General features: G+C 72.8%; 13 protein-coding genes. 9 read left to right on the plus strand and 4 right to left on the minus strand.

Annotation, left to right across the window (positions count from 1 at the left end; translation table 11 throughout):
- The first annotated feature begins 79 nt into the window (after positions 1-79).
- Positions 80-259: a hypothetical protein gene (locus LWJ43_RS20635; protein WP_277333699.1), complete on the plus strand. Its 180-nt coding sequence runs from the start codon at positions 80-82 to the stop codon at positions 257-259.
- 95 nt (positions 260-354) lie between these two features.
- Here LWJ43_RS20635 and LWJ43_RS20640 read toward each other — a convergent pair whose 3' ends face one another.
- Positions 355-912: an SMI1/KNR4 family protein gene (locus tag LWJ43_RS20640; protein ID WP_277333700.1), complete on the minus strand. Its 558-nt coding sequence runs from the start codon at positions 910-912 to the stop codon at positions 355-357.
- Positions 913-1108: 196 nt separating this feature from the next.
- Here LWJ43_RS20640 and LWJ43_RS20645 point away from each other — a divergent pair, with 196 nt between their 5' ends.
- Positions 1109-3421, plus strand: a complete 2313-nt coding sequence (locus tag LWJ43_RS20645) for a SpoIIE family protein phosphatase (protein ID WP_277333701.1) — start codon at positions 1109-1111, stop codon at positions 3419-3421.
- Between the two features lie 11 nt (positions 3422-3432).
- On the opposite strand, the gene LWJ43_RS20650 is transcribed toward LWJ43_RS20645, so the two are convergent.
- Positions 3433-3660 carry a DUF4287 domain-containing protein gene (locus LWJ43_RS20650; RefSeq protein WP_277333702.1) on the minus strand — a complete coding sequence of 76 codons (228 nt, stop codon included), beginning with the start codon at positions 3658-3660 and terminating at the stop codon, positions 3433-3435.
- 237 nt (positions 3661-3897) lie between these two features.
- Between LWJ43_RS20650 and LWJ43_RS20655 the strand changes: the two genes are divergently transcribed.
- The 3 genes from LWJ43_RS20655 to LWJ43_RS20665 are packed head-to-tail and all read left to right on the plus strand — an operon-like array spanning position 3898 to position 8518.
- The gene (locus LWJ43_RS20655; protein WP_277333703.1) at positions 3898-4437 is read left to right on the plus strand and encodes a hypothetical protein; all 540 of its coding nucleotides are present in this window, start codon (positions 3898-3900) and stop codon (positions 4435-4437) included.
- Between the two features lie 5 nt (positions 4438-4442).
- Positions 4443-7085, plus strand: a complete 2643-nt coding sequence (locus LWJ43_RS20660; RefSeq protein WP_277333704.1) for a vWA domain-containing protein — start codon at positions 4443-4445, stop codon at positions 7083-7085.
- A complete protein-coding gene (locus LWJ43_RS20665) occupies positions 7082-8518 on the plus strand; it encodes an extracellular solute-binding protein (protein ID WP_277333705.1) in 1437 nt (478 codons plus the stop codon). Before LWJ43_RS20660 ends, LWJ43_RS20665 begins: the two co-directional genes overlap by 4 nt.
- Positions 8519-8558: 40 nt before the next feature.
- Here LWJ43_RS20665 and LWJ43_RS20670 read toward each other — a convergent pair whose 3' ends face one another.
- Positions 8559-9566 (minus strand): SEC-C domain-containing protein, encoded by a 1008-nt coding sequence (locus tag LWJ43_RS20670; protein WP_277333706.1) that lies wholly within the window; start codon positions 9564-9566, stop codon positions 8559-8561.
- Between the two features lie 125 nt (positions 9567-9691).
- Entirely contained in the window at positions 9692-11095 is a 1404-nt protein-coding gene (locus LWJ43_RS20675; RefSeq protein WP_462100955.1) for an MFS transporter, read from the minus strand.
- 132 nt (positions 11096-11227) lie between these two features.
- Here LWJ43_RS20675 and LWJ43_RS20680 point away from each other — a divergent pair, with 132 nt between their 5' ends.
- From LWJ43_RS20680 to LWJ43_RS20695, 4 genes are all read left to right on the plus strand, one after another.
- Positions 11228-11761 (plus strand): winged helix-turn-helix transcriptional regulator, encoded by a 534-nt coding sequence (locus LWJ43_RS20680; RefSeq protein WP_147963612.1) that lies wholly within the window; start codon positions 11228-11230, stop codon positions 11759-11761.
- Positions 11762-11804: 43 nt separating this feature from the next.
- Entirely contained in the window at positions 11805-12137 is a 333-nt protein-coding gene (locus LWJ43_RS20685) for a DUF6412 domain-containing protein (RefSeq protein WP_277333708.1), read from the plus strand.
- 85 nt (positions 12138-12222) lie between these two features.
- Entirely contained in the window at positions 12223-12993 is a 771-nt protein-coding gene (locus tag LWJ43_RS20690; protein ID WP_277333709.1) for a YidC/Oxa1 family membrane protein insertase, read from the plus strand.
- Positions 12994-13118: 125 nt separating this feature from the next.
- On the plus strand, positions 13119-13979 hold the full coding sequence (locus LWJ43_RS20695; RefSeq protein ID WP_277333710.1) for a fumarylacetoacetate hydrolase family protein: 861 nt from the start codon (positions 13119-13121) through the stop codon (positions 13977-13979).
- The last annotated feature ends 64 nt before the right edge of the window (positions 13980-14043 follow it).

Below are 14043 nucleotides of genomic sequence, written 5' to 3' on the forward strand. Positions count from 1 at the left end.
ACGGGTACGCCAAGGGGCTTGTCCAGCTCCCTCGTCGGGCATCTATGACCTGGAAGTCATCTAGAGGAATGATGGGTAAATGCCACCTGTGAGCGTCCACTTGAAGCCCAAGACCGGTAAAGAGATCACCCTCGACGACCTGCGTGAGCTTGTGGAGAAGGCCAAGGGCGTGCCCGGCAAAAGCCCGATTCTCGTCACCGTCGTCAACAGCAGCCGACCCGCGAAGGTCAGCCTTCTGAACATCGACATAGCGGACTGAGTTCGGCCGGAGTGACAGTGGACCGAGTCCGGCCAGGAGCGACAGCGGACTGAGCCCGGCCGAGTGACCGAGTACGCGCGGGGTGCCGGCCGCTGTCACCGGCACATCGCGTAGATGTCCTCCTTGAAGGTGGGGAACTCCGCCCGGGCCTCCGTGACGATCTCCTCAGCCGTCCGTCGCGGTGTCGTCGCGTGGCGTTCGGCGAGACGGGCCAGAGGCTCCTCGGGACGGGACACGAGCTCCTCGGCGAGCGCGGCTTCCATCGGGCCGTAGCCGTCGGCCAGGACCCACAGGAAGTCGGAGAGGCTGCCCGCCACCACCCCGCACTCGCCCTCCGAGCCGAGGAACACGATCGGCTGGTCGGCGAGGGAACGGCCGGGCCGGGCGCGCCAGACCATGGCCCGGCCGCCCGCGCCGTCCTGGCCGAAGGGGAGGTAGGCGTCGCCTTCCGCCTCGGGGTTTCCCGTCCAGCTCCTGAACAGGCCGGTCGTCCACTCGGCCGACTCGAAGTACGCGGTCGGCTCGAAGTCGAAGCGGTGGTACTCGTCCTCGTCCTCGTCGACGCTGAGGTAGTGGTCGTCGTAGAAGTCCACCTCGGCCACCGCGGCAAGGGCGGCAGGGAAGACGCGGTCCGTATCAGTCGCGCTGCTCATGGCCGCAGACTATGCGCCCCCACCGACACGGAGCCGGAGTCCGGCGTGGCACGGGCCGGGCCCGCCTCCGGTCGCGTGCGGCGGAGCTGGGACCGATGCTTGTTGCGTACGTGCCGACGTGTGCGGAGGCCCGTTTCCGGGTTCCGTGCGCGGAGGTCCGGTCCGGGTCCCGTGAGGGGGCGAAGGAGCTGCGCTCATGGCTGATGCGCCCTTGATGGTCGTGGACGGCGCCGGCGTGGTCACCGGGTGGAGCCGGGCGGCCGAGCGGCGGTTCGGCCCGACGACCGCCGCCGCGCTGGGCCTGCGCCTGATGGACGTCCTGGCGGGCGACACCCGGCGGTCGGACGGGGACGGCGAGGCGCCCCCGTCACTGCGGTTCGAGCCCCTCGCGGGGGCCGGGTGGGCCGTATGGGCCGCCGACGAGAGCCCCGGAACCGGCCGTGACGACGACGCGATCGGGGCGGCCCTGCTGGACGTGATGTTCTCGCAGGCGCGCGTGCGGGTCCATCTGCTCGATCCGGACCTTCGCGTCCTGCGGATCAGCGACCCCTCCGCGGACCCCGGCACGGACGACAGCGAGAGGCTGCGCGGGCGGCCCTTCCGCGACGTGTGCGCCGTCGAGGAACCGGAGAAGGCGGAGGCATTCGTACGGGAGGTCCTGCGCACCGGGGTACCCGGGGTCGACCGGCCCTTCCGGGCCGCCCGCGGCGACGTGTCCGGCGGGCACCGTACCCTCGCGCTGACGGCGTTCCGGCTCCAGAAGGGAAACGGGGCGCGGCCCGGGGCCGACGGCACGGTGCTCGGGGTCACCGTGTCCGTCGTCGACATCAGCGAACAGGTCAGACGCCTGCGCCGGGACGTGGCGCTCGACGCGGTCCGCGACGACGTGGGCGGGACGCTGGACGTCGACTCCACCTGCCGTGACCTCGTGGAGGCGCTCGTCCCCGACTACGCGGACGTCGGCGTCGTCGAGGTCGTCGACGCGGTGCTGCGCGGCGAGACGCCCGACCCCGGGCCGCTCGGCCTGGAGGTACCGCTGAGGCGCGCGGCGTACGGCGGCATCGGGCAGGCCGCCCACCCGGTCGGGGACATACGGACGGTGGCCCCCGGGACCCCCTACCACCGGGCACTGTCCGACCTGAAGATCCGCGTCCTGTCGCTGGAGGACGCCCCGTGGGCAGACGCCGACGCCGCGCGCGCGGGCTCCCTGCGGAACGTCGGTGCGCACACACTGCTGGTGGCACCGCTCATGGTGCACGGGGCGGTCCTCGGGCTGGTCAGCCTCTACCGGTGCGGCGACTCCGAACCGTTCACCGAGGCGGACGTCCCGGTGGTGTCGGCGATGGCCTCCCGCGTCGCCCTCGGGATCGACAACGCCCGCCGCTACGTGCACGAGTACACCATCGCCAGTGCCCTCCAGCGCCGGCTGCTGCCGCAGAGCACCGCGCCCCAGCCGGCCGTGGAGACGGACCATCTGCTGCTGCCCGGCGGGGACGCCGGCCACTGGTTCGACACGATCGCCCTGTCCGGGGCGCGAACGGGCCTCGTCATCGGGGAGGTGTCCGAGCGCGGCATCCACGCGGCCACCACCATGGGGCAGTTGCGCACCGTCGTCCACGCGCTCGCCGCCCTGGACCTGGAGCCCGACGAGCTCCTCGCCCGCCTGTACGACACGGCGGCGAGGCTCGCGGAGGAACGGGCCCAACTGCCCCAGAGCGACCCGCTGAACCAGGAACCGCTGGCCGCGACCTGCGCGTACGCGGTGTACGACCCGTTCACCGAGACGTGCGCCGTGGCGTCGGCCGGCCACCCCGCCCCCCTCGTCGTCGAACCCGACGGTGCCGCCTACGTCGTCGGGCTGCCCGTCGGACCGCCGTTGGGGACCTCCGAGCGGGCACCCGTCGCCGCCGTCTCCCTGTCGCTGAAGGAAGGCAGCCTGGTCGTGCTCCACAGCAACGCGCTGCGCGGCCACGCGCAGCCCTCCTCGGGTGCGCTGCGCCAGGCACTCCTGCCCACGAACCGGCCGATGCGCGACCTGTGCGACGGGGTGGCCCACGCACTGCCGGACGACCCGGACCTCCGCGGCGCCGCTCTGCTGGTGGCCCGGACGCACGCCATGCCCCAGGACCGGTACGCCGCCTGGGAGCTGCCCTACGACAGGTCGGCCCCGGCGACGGCGCGCCGCCTCACGTCCAAGACGCTGGCGGACTGGCACCTGGAGGGCGACACGGGCGACGCGACCGAGCTCATCGTCAGTGAGCTGGTGACCAACGCGGTGCGCTACGGCAGTCCGCCGGTGGAGCTCCGACTCATCCTCGACCGGGGTCTGACCTGCGAGATCCGGGACGGCAGCACCACCGCGCCGTACATGAAGTACGCCGGGGCGGTCGACGAGGGCGGGCGGGGGCTCTTCATCATCTCCCAGCTCGCCTCGCTCTGGGGCACCCGCTACGCCCCCGAGGGCAAGACCGTCTGGTCGGAACAGACGATCCCCGGGAAAGGGGCCTGAGCCGGAGGGACCTATGCCCGGGCCTGGCCGGCCGCCTTGTCCTCGGCGAGCGTGTGCGCGACCAGCGCGTTGGCGTGGCCGTGGCCCAGGCCGTGTTCGGACTTCAGCCAGGCGACGATCTCCATGTGCCTGGTCAGTGGCGAAGCGCGTACGAGGTCCTTCCACTCCGCGATCGGGCGGCCGTGCTTCTTCTCGATCGAGGGGAAGTAGCCGGCGGGGCCCTTCACTGCTTCGGTCATGGCGTCGCGTCCCGTCGTCAGGGGGCCGTCGTGGTGGGCACCACGAGGCGGTCGTGAGTCTGTCAGTGCGTATGACCGAGGGCGGAGGCAGAACTCATCGGCGGACGCGCGACAGCCCTCAGAGAACCCGGAACAAAGGGGTGCCGGGTGTCAACGCCCGTGAAATACTTGTGTGTTCAGAGACCAGCCCCTTGCGGGGCGAGGGCGATGGGGCCGATGAGGCCAATGGGGGCGGGAATGGCGGACGGGGCGGACACGGGCGCGCGGGAGCCGGTGCGGGACAAAGTCGAGTTACGGATCGCCGTGAGCGGGACGCACACCCGGCGCGACGACCTCGAAGCCCTCCACACCTGGCTGAAGACCGCGCCGCTCCTGGAGGACGCGCTCGAACGGGGCGAGGCCGGCCTGGCGCGTGAGGACTCGCTCACACAGACCGAGGCGATGAGCGGGGAGCTGATCCAGGACATCATCCTCGTCGTCTCCGTCGAGGTGGCGCGCTCCGTGTCCGAGAACGCGTGGCGGTCCGTGGAGACCTGGCTGCGCAACCGACGCCGGTTCGCCGACCCCGAGGAGACACCCCGCGTCACCCTCGACGGGCCGTCCGAGGGCCCGGGCTCCGGCCTGAGCCGCGACACAGGCAGCGCTGCCACGGGCACGGGGGACACCGGCAGCCGCGGCACCCGCGCAGGCCGCGACGGGGGCCCGGACGCCGTGCCGGGTTCCGGATCCGGCGGGCCGGCCCGGCCGCGCGGCGGCGACGAGCCCGGTCAGGACTAGCGGCCGTGCCGCCGTACGACGCGCGCGGCGAGGCGAACAGAGCCAAGCGGCACCGAGCCGTGCTGATCGGGGTGGAGCACTACGAGGGCGCCCGGAACGACCTTCCGGCCGTCGCCAGGAACCTCCGGCTCATGCGGGAGGCGCTGACCGCCGAACGCACCGGCATGCTCCGGCCGGACGACCTCGTGGAGGTCCCCTCCGACGGCGGCCCGGCGGCCACCGTCGGCCCCCTGGGGGTGCGCGCCGCCCTGGCCGCGGCCCGCGAGGAGGTCGACGGCCTGCTGGTGGTCTACTTCGCCGGGCACGGCATCGTCCGCCCCGACGGCAGCGACCTCAACCTGATGTTCACCGAATCCCGGGTTACCAGGGACCGGCGCCACCCCTTCGTGGACACCCTGTCCTGGCGCGACGACATCATGCCCGAGCTGCGCTACGCCCGCGCCGACTGGGTCGTCGTCATCCTCGACTGCTGCTTCGCCGGAAACGCACTCTGGGCCTTCAGCCCCGCCGCCGGACAGAACTTCGCGCTGCTGACCGCGGCGGAACCGGGCGTGGAGATCCCGTCCGGCGATCCCGCCACGGGCACGGAGTTCACGGCCTCCCTGCACCGGCTGCTGACCACGGGGCAGGGGGAGCCGGTCACCTTCACGCGGATCGTCACCGGCGTCCGCCAGGCCATGGCGCCGTACAAGGCCGTCGACGGGCATCCGTGGGTCCCGGACGAGAGGCGGCACGGCGACGACGTGGTGCTCGCGCGCGCCGCGGGCCCCGGGCCCGCGGTGAAGCCGGGGGGACACCGCTCGCAGAACCGGGCCACGAGATGGGGGCGGCGACCGGCCGCCCTCCTCCGCCGTGTGACGTGGACGGCCGCCGTCGTGACGGCGGCCGTCGTCGCTCTGGTCGGCGGAGGGACGTGGTACCTCCTGGGCGCTTCCGCCGACGGCGCCTGTGCTTCGCCCCTCGAGCTGCGGGTGCTCACCGACCCCGATCTCGGACCCACGGTGCAGAAGGCCGCCGACGCCTATCCCAAGAGGGACGCCCACGGCTGCCGGTCCGTCGGCATCAACGTGTACGACGCCAAGGCCACCGACGCGGTGTCCGCCCTCCGTTCCTCCTCGCTCTGGCAGGAACCGCCTGCCGCCTGCCCGGCCTCCGGCGCCTGCCCGCGGCCCCAGCGGGACATCGGCGCGCAGCCCGACATCTGGATCCCGGCCGCCGGCAGCGCATGGCAACGGGCCACGGCCGAAGGGGCGGGCGGCGGTACCGGGAAGCCGTCCGCGGGCACGGGAAGGAGTGTCGTGGAGCTCGACCGCCTGGGTTCCGTCGCCTACACGCCGATGGTCCTCGGGGTGCCGGACACCCTGCTTCTGGCGCAGAGCCTGCAGACCGACGATCCTCTCGGCAAGATCATCACCGGGCTGGAGGCCGCCCAGGAGGTCGACGTCCTGCGTCCCGACCCCGAGGTCACGGAGGCCGCTCTGCTGGCGACCGACGCGCTCTACGCCACCTCCGCCGACGGGCACGCGGCCACGGTCGAACAGGGCATGGCGGGGGTGCTGCGGCCCATGCCCTCCACCGCGCGGGAACTGATGTGCGCCCTCGCCGACGGTACGCACAACGACCTGGAGGACCGGGCGGCGGTGCTCGTGCCGGAGCAGACCCTGGCGCAGTTCAACCTCTCGGCGGGCGAGGCCGGCCGCCCCGCCTGCGCGACGGAGGCGCTGGCGCACCGGGTGGCCCACTACCCCTCCGACGTGCCGATGCTGGACCTGCCCTTCGTCCGGGTCACCTGGGCCGGCGCCGACCGGGACGCCGACGCCCGCAAGGCTGCCGTCGAGGACTTCTACGACTGGCTGACCACGGACCGGGAGGCCCAGAAGTGCTTCACCGACGACGGTTTCCGCGGCGTCGGCAAGGGCGGGCCGGCGCAGCCCGGTGACGACTCGGTGCTGCGCTCCGAGGACAACACGACGGCCGTGCGCGAACGGATCCCCACGACCGGCCCGGACGCCGACGCGTCGGCGTCACTGACCGAGACCCTGAGCCGCTACCGGGGTGCGCTCGGGCCCGGCCGGGTGCTCTACCTCCTCGACGACTCGACCTCGATGGCGGACAAACGGCTCTGGGACGGCACCGGGGGCGCCAAGGAACTGGTGGCCCGCTCGATGGGCTCCCTGGGGTCCAAGGACGCGTACGGGGTGTGGACGGCCGCGGTCGACGCGAAGAAGCCGATGACGGAACTCGTGGCTCTCGGGCCGCACGCCAGGGCCGGTGCGCAGAAGGCCGTCGCCGGCGCCGGGACAGCCGCCTTCGACGCGCGGATCGGGGAGGGGCTCGGCGCGGCGCTCACGGCCCTGCGCGGTGACTCCGCCGCGCCCGAACAGCCGCGGCTCCTCGTGCTGGTCACCGACGGCGAGGACTTCGAAGCGGTCGGGAGGGGCGAACAGGGGAGACTGGTCGCCGAGGCGGGGAGGACACCGCCCGTCAGGGTCGTGACGGTGTCGCTGCAGGACGGTGCCTGCACACGCGGCCGGTTCGGCGACCGGCTGGCCGTGGCGAGCGGCGGACGCTGCCTGGATCCCGGCGACGACATCGCGGCCGAACTGGCGGCGGAGGTCGCCAAGACCGGTACGGGGGACGCGGAATGACGTACGGCGACCGTCGGTCCGGCCACCGCCGGGCCAGGACGGCGGTGGTGCTCTGCTGTCTCCTCGCGTTCGTCTCCGCGGCCTGCACCGGCGGGTCCGGGGGTTCCGGGGAGTCCGGCCAGGACGGAACGGCGGCGGGCCCCATCGTCGTCGCCAGCGGGCTCGACGTCACCGGTTCCGGCAGTGTGCGGCAGCAGTTGATAGAGGAGTGGAACCGCAGGCACGCCGGATCGAAGGACCAGCAGGCCAAGCTCGTGGAGCTGCCCGGTGGCGCGGACCAGCAGCGCAGCCAGCTCCTCGGCGCCCTGCAGTCCGGCAGTGCCCGCTACGACGTGGTGAACCTCGACATCACCTGGATCCCCGAGTTCGCCGAGGCCGGACTGATCAGCCCGCTGCCCGTCGCGGGGAGCGGCGCCGCCACCGAGGACGCCGACTTCATCCGGCAGGTCCACGCCACCACCGTGTGGAAGGGCCGCTCCTACGCCCGGCCGTTCAACACCGACGTGGGGCTGCTCTACTACCGGCCCGACCTCCTGACCCAGGCCGACATAGAGGCGGACAAACAGCCCACCGCCAACTGGACGTGGGACCAGCTCTACTCCTCGGTGAAGACCCTTGGCCTGAACCCGGTCCGCCGCGACGAACGGGCGGGCTGGACCACGCAGTTGAAGCAGTACGAGGGGCTGACCGTCAACACCGTCGAGGCGTTCGCCGACGCCGGGGTCCACCTCACCGACAGCGACGGCCGGTACAGCTCCGGCCCGGAGGACCTGAAGAAGGGGCTCGACTCGCTCCTCGACCGCGTCGGCCGGGGCCGCGTCCAGCCCGCCGCGCTCACCTCCGACGAGACGGCGTCCCTCACCGACTTCGCCGAGGGCCGTGCCGTCTTCCTGCGCCACTGGCCCTACGCCTACGGAGCCCTGGGGAGCCTGATGAAGGCGAAGGAGTACGCCGTGAACCGGCTGCCGGGGAAAGCCGTGCTAGGCGGGCAGAACCTCGCCGTCACCGCCGACTCGCCGCGCGCCGGGAACGCCCGGGCCCTCATCACCTTCCTGACCTCGCGGGAGAGCGAGCGCTGCCTGCTCGACGCGGGCTTCGCCGCGACCCGGGCCTCCGTCTACGGCAGCACGCCGAAGCCGTGCTGGCCACGCGTTGCCGCCGCCCTCCGCCCTGCCGGGGGCTCGTCGAAGGCGGCGGCGACGGAGGCAGGGACCACGGGGCGACAGGGGACCCAGGCGCGCGAAGCGTACATCCGGCTCCTCGGCGCGGCGCTGACCGAGGCCGTGCAGCGGCCGCGCACCCCGTACTACGGGGCGTTCACCCAGGTCCTGCAGTCCCACGTGCACGCGCTGCTGGCCGCCGAGAGACCCGACACCGCGGCGGCCGCCGACCATCTCGACCACGCACTCCGGGACGTGTTCGCGGGCAGGTGAGAGGGGCTGGGGCCCTCCCACCCGCGGTGTGCGGGACTTCTCAGCTCACCCCGTGGCACGAGCGGTAGGGACGCCCCGAACCGCACCAGCACGCCGCGCTCCGTGCCGGCGGCCACGGGACGGCGCGGCCCCGGGCCGCGAGCGTCGTCGCGTACTGGGGGAGCAGATCGGGGTCGGAGGGGGACGCGGCCTCCGAGGCGGCGAACGCCTCGTAGGAGGGGACCGTGCCCGTCACGATGCCGAGGTTCGGTGTGCCCGCGGCGTGCAGATCCCGCAACGCGGCCTCCAGGCGCGCCAGATGGTCCTCGTGCGAGACGTACTCCTGGGCCAGCTCCGGGTAGGCGGCGAGGAGTTCACGCAGCTCGTCCTCGGGCCAGTGCAGTACGGCGACGGGGAACGGACGGGACAACGCGCTGCGGTAGGTGCCCAGTTCGGCGCGCAGTCGGTTGATCTCCGCCCGCAGCTCGCCCGGGTCCGAGGAGCCGAGGGCCCACAGGCGCTTCGGGTCGTGCAGCTCGTCGAGGGGGACGGCGGCCGTGTGGAGGGTGTCGGCCAGCTCGTCCCACGCGTCATGGGCGACACCCATCAGCCTGCGCACCCGGTGCCGCCCGATCAGCAGCGACTCGGTGGCGTACGGGACTTCCTCGCCCGGCGCGAGGAGGAGCGTCAGCGCGGTCGAGAAGAAGTCGTGGGCCGCCTCGAGCTCGTCGTGCGCCTCGAGGGTCTCCGCGGCGATCTCCCACGGTGCCGCGTCGAGCGGACCGGCGGCGCGGATGCCGTCGATGATCGCGCGGGCCTCCGCCTCGTGGCCGTACTCCCACAGGTTGGACGCCTTGAGTGCCTTGACCCGGTGCGGGTTCTCGATGGCGATGTCGGTGGAGGCCAGCAGTTCGTCGTAGAGGGTGCTCGCGCGGGCGCGCTCTCCGGCGAGCTCCAGGTGGGCCGCGGCTTGGAGGAACAGCGGTTCGTGGTCCTCGGGATACTGCCCCGCGGTGCGGAGCAGGCGCTCGGCTTCGGTGATGTGGTCGGCAGGCGTGTCGGGGCGCATGGCCACACGGTACTGCGGGACCGGGGTGAGGTGAGAGGGCGCGGGCCGCAGTGCTGATGAAGGCTGGAGGGCGGTGGGGAGAACACCCGGCCCGGAGCCCGGGGGCGTGCGGGCCGGGATGGCGCTCAGTGCTCCCGGAGGAGGAGGACGCCCGCCGTGGCCACGACCGCCATGACGGCGGACAGCAGCACCGCCCCGTCGGCGCCCGCCGGAGTCGTCGCCACCGCGATCGTCACGGCCACACCCGCGGAGGAGCCGAGGTAGCGGGCGGTGTTGTTGGCGCCGGACCCCATGGCCGCGCGTTCCGCCGGTACGGACTCGACCGCCAGGCGGGGCAGTGCCGCGTTGATCAGGCCGCTGCCCGCGCCCGCCACGACCAGGGCCGGGACGAGCCGCGCCCACACCGACGCCCCCGTGTCGCCCGGTGCGCCGGTCAGCGTCCCCAGCATCGGCAGCACCGCCACCGCGTGGAACGCGAAACCGGCCGCCATCTGGTGCCGGGCCGAGACCCGGCCCGTCAGCCGCCGCGACTGCAGGGCCACGGCGAACGACGTACCGGACCAGAGCAGGAACAGCCAGGCCGAGTCGAGCGCGGACATCGAGAGCGCGTGCTGGAGCAGGGTCGGCAGATAGCTGAACAGGCCGATCACGGAGAGCCCCGTGAACAGGCCACCCACCGCCGATGCCAGGAAGGCGCGGCTGCGGAACAGCGCCAGGTCGATCAGCGGGGCCGCCGCGCGGCGCTCCACCACGGCGAACACGGCGGTCAGCGCCAGGGCCGCGAGCAGCAGCAGCCCGACGGGCGCGCGCAGCCAGCCGTCACGGCCGAGTGTCAGCGCCGTCAGCAGCGCGGTCATCGCCAGACCGAGCACGGCGGCGCCCACGATGTCGGGCCGCCCGGCGCGGGGCGCGCGGGACTCGGTGAGCGTCCGGACCGCGAATATCCCGGTGACGAGGGCGCCGAGGCCCAGGGCGAGGTACGTGAGCCGCCAGTCGAGGCCGCCGAGCGAGCCCGCGAGCAGTGGGCCCAGTGCGATCCCGGCGCTGACGAACGCGCCCCACACCCCCATGGCCTTGATCCGCGCATGGCCGACCGGATAGGCGCCGACCAGCAGCCCGAGGCTCGTGGCCAGGATCGCCGCACTCGCGGCGCCCTGACCGGCCCGGGCGAGGGTGAAGCCGACGGTGTTCGTGGTGAGGGCGCCGAGCGCGGTGGTCACGCCGAGGCCGAAGGTGCCGATGAGGAACAGCCTGCGACGGCCGAAGTCGTCGGCCAGGCTGCCCGCCACCAGCAGCAGCACCGCGAGACCGAGCGGCGCCCCGTTGAGCAGCCACGCCTGGGCGGCCGGCGGGGTGGCGAAGGCGGCGGAGAGGGCGGGGAGCGCCGCCATCGGCGCGGTGTAGTTCATCAGCGCTACGGCGGTGGCGGCGCTGGTGACGGCGAGGGTCGCACCGGGCCGGTGCGGCGGGCGGAGGCGGACGGGCCGTGGCGCGGGAGCGGTGGCGGTCCGTACGGGCTGCTGGGTCATGACGTCCCTCCGGGGATCGGCCCGCCTGCTGACCAGGCTCATGGCCGAAGGTTCGTTGAATGAACCTACTGAGCGGCACACGCTAGCACGGGTAGGTTCATTCACCGAACCGAAGGGGGTAAAGTCGTGTCCATGGCTCTCGGCAAGGACTACGCGGCACAGCAGTGCTCGATCGCCCGCGCTCTCGAAGTGGTCGGCGAACGCTGGACCCTGCTCGTCGTGCGCGACGCCTTCTACGGCGTACGCCGCTACAACGACTTCCTCGGCCACCTCGGCATCCCACGCGCCGTCCTGGCCTCCCGCCTCCAGGCCCTCACCGAGGCCGGGGTCCTGGCCAAGGTGCGCTACCAGGAGTCGCCGCCGCGCGACGAGTACGTCCTCACCGACAGCGGCAAGGCCCTCTGGCCCACCGTGCGCTCCCTCGGTCTCTGGGGCCGCGAGCACATCGAGGGCACCCTCCCCATGCGCCTCTTCTTCCACGCCGACTGCGGCACCGAGCTCGGCGTCTACGGGCAGTGCCCGGCCTGCGGCAACACCGGCGTACCGCTGGAGGACGTGGAGATGCGGCCCGGCACCGGACTCGACCCCGATCCCGAGGACCCCGTCAGCCGGGCGCTGCTCTCCCCCCGCCGGCTCCTTCAGCCGCTGGACGCCGATCGTGTATAACGGCTGAAGGACACGATCGAACGCGAAGCGAGGGGGAGGGCCGATGAACGACGACATGAACCGCGTACGCCGGGCAGTCGTCCGCCTCTTCCGCCCCGCCGCCTTCCTCGTCCTGTTCCTGACCGAGGTACTCCTCGCCGAGGGCGGCGGCTTCTCCGCCGCCGTCGCGCTCGCCGCCACCGCGGCCGCCGGCTCGGCCCTCCTCGTCTGCGCCGTCATCAGCGCCCGCTGCGCCGCCCCCGTGCCCCGTACGAGAGTGCGCACCGCCATGCGCGACCGGGAGAAGCGCACCGCGTTCCTCCCGCAACGCGACCCCGACGCCCGGGGCCGCACCAGGCCCCGAGCGCCCGGGACCGCCCTCCTGACGACCGCGTAGAGGGCACATCCGTCACGCCCCCCGCGCGGGTCGTCCTGCCGAGTCATCACTCCCCGGCACGACGAGACCCCCGGAGGGCTCACCCATGTCCGCTTTCATGTCCGCTTTCGCGAGCCTGGTCGGCGCCTTCGCCGACCTGCTCCAGCCGCTCTTCCAGAACGCGTCCACCGCCGCCGCGATCGTCCTGTTCACCGCCCTCGTGCGGCTCGCCGTCCACCCCCTCTCGCGGGCGGCGGCGCGCGGGCAGAAGGCCCGCACCAAGCTCCAGCCGCAGATCGCCGAACTGCGCAAGAAGCACTCCAAGAACCCCGACCGGATGCAGAAGGCGCTCATGGAGCTCCACGCGAAGGAGAAGGTCTCGCCCCTCTCCGGATGCCTGCCGAGCCTGCTCCAGATGCCCGCCTTCTTCCTGCTGTACCACCTCTTCTCCAGTCAGAGCATCGGCGGCGACCCGAACTCGCTGCTCGGCCACGAGCTCTTCGGCGCCCCGCTCGGCGAGCGCTGGCACCACGCGCTCTCCGCGGGCGGGCCCTTCGGCCAGCAGGGACTCGTCTACCTCGGGCTCTTCGTGATCGTCGCCGCCGTCGCCACCTTCAACTACGGACGCACCAAGCGGCAGATGGCGGCGAACCCCATGACGCCGGCCACCGGCCCGGACGGACAGCCCGTCCCCGGCATGGGCGCGATGACGAAGGTCATGCCGCTGATGTCCTTCCTGACCCTCGTCTCCGTCGCCTACGTGCCGCTCGCGGCGGCTCTGTACATCGTCACGAGTACCACCTGGACGGCCCTGGAGCGCGCCTACCTCTACCGGGAGACCCCGGCCGCCGAGGCCGCCGTCGCCCCCGCCGTCTGAGCGGTCCGGGTCCAGTGCGTGAACAGGGTCTTGCGGAGTGATCCGATGTCTTGGAGGATCAGCCAAGCCCTTCGTCGGCCGCAACCCATCGACGGGCTCGAACACGACCAAGGGGAGATGGACCGTTGAAGCTTCTTCGAGTGGGTGCCGCGGGTTCGGAACGCCCTGCGCTGCTGGACCGTAACGGGACCTTGCGTGACCTTTCGGGCCTCGTCGCCGACATCGACGGCGAGCTCCTCGCCGACGCCTCGGCGCTGGCCCGGGTACGCGAGGCGGCACAGACGCCCGACGTTCTTCCCCCGCTCGACGCGGACGGCCTCCGGGTCGGACCGCCTCTCGGGCGGATCGGCAAGATCGTGTGCATCGGGCTGAACTACCACGACCACGCGGCCGAGACGGGAGCCGCGATCCCGGACGAGCCGATCCTGTTCTTCAAGGCCCCCGACACCGTCGTCGGCCCCGAGGACACCGTCCTCGTACCGCGCCGCAGCCGCAAGACCGACTGGGAGGTCGAGCTCGCCGTCGTCATCGGCCGCACCGCCCGCTACCTGGAGACCGCCGAGGAGGCGCTCGGGCACGTCGCCGGATACGCGACCTCCCACGACGTCTCCGAGCGGGAGTTCCAGATCGAGCGCGGCGGCACCTGGGACAAGGGCAAGAACTGCGAGACGTTCAACCCGCTCGGTCCCTGGCTGGTCACAGCCGACGAGGTGCCCGACCCGCAGGCGCTGCCGCTGAAGCTGTGGGTCAACGGGGAGCTGAAGCAGGACGGCACGACGGCGCAGCAGATCTTCCCGGTCGGCGAGGTGGTGCGCTATCTGAGCCACTTCATGACGCTCTACCCGGGCGACGTGATCAACACCGGCACCCCCGCCGGTGTGGCCATGGGCCACCCCGAGCCGAAGCCCTATCTCCGCGCGGGCGACGTCGTGGAGCTCGAGATCGAGGGGCTCGGACGCCAGCGCCAGGAACTCAAGGACGCCTGAGGCTGTCCGCACAAAAGCGGCCGCCGGGGTCTCCCGGCGGCCGCTTCGGCCGTCCCCCACGCCT

Origin of the sequence: Streptomyces sp. JH34 (genome assembly GCF_029428875.1) — a bacterium.
GTDB lineage: Bacteria > Actinomycetota > Actinomycetes > Streptomycetales > Streptomycetaceae > Streptomyces.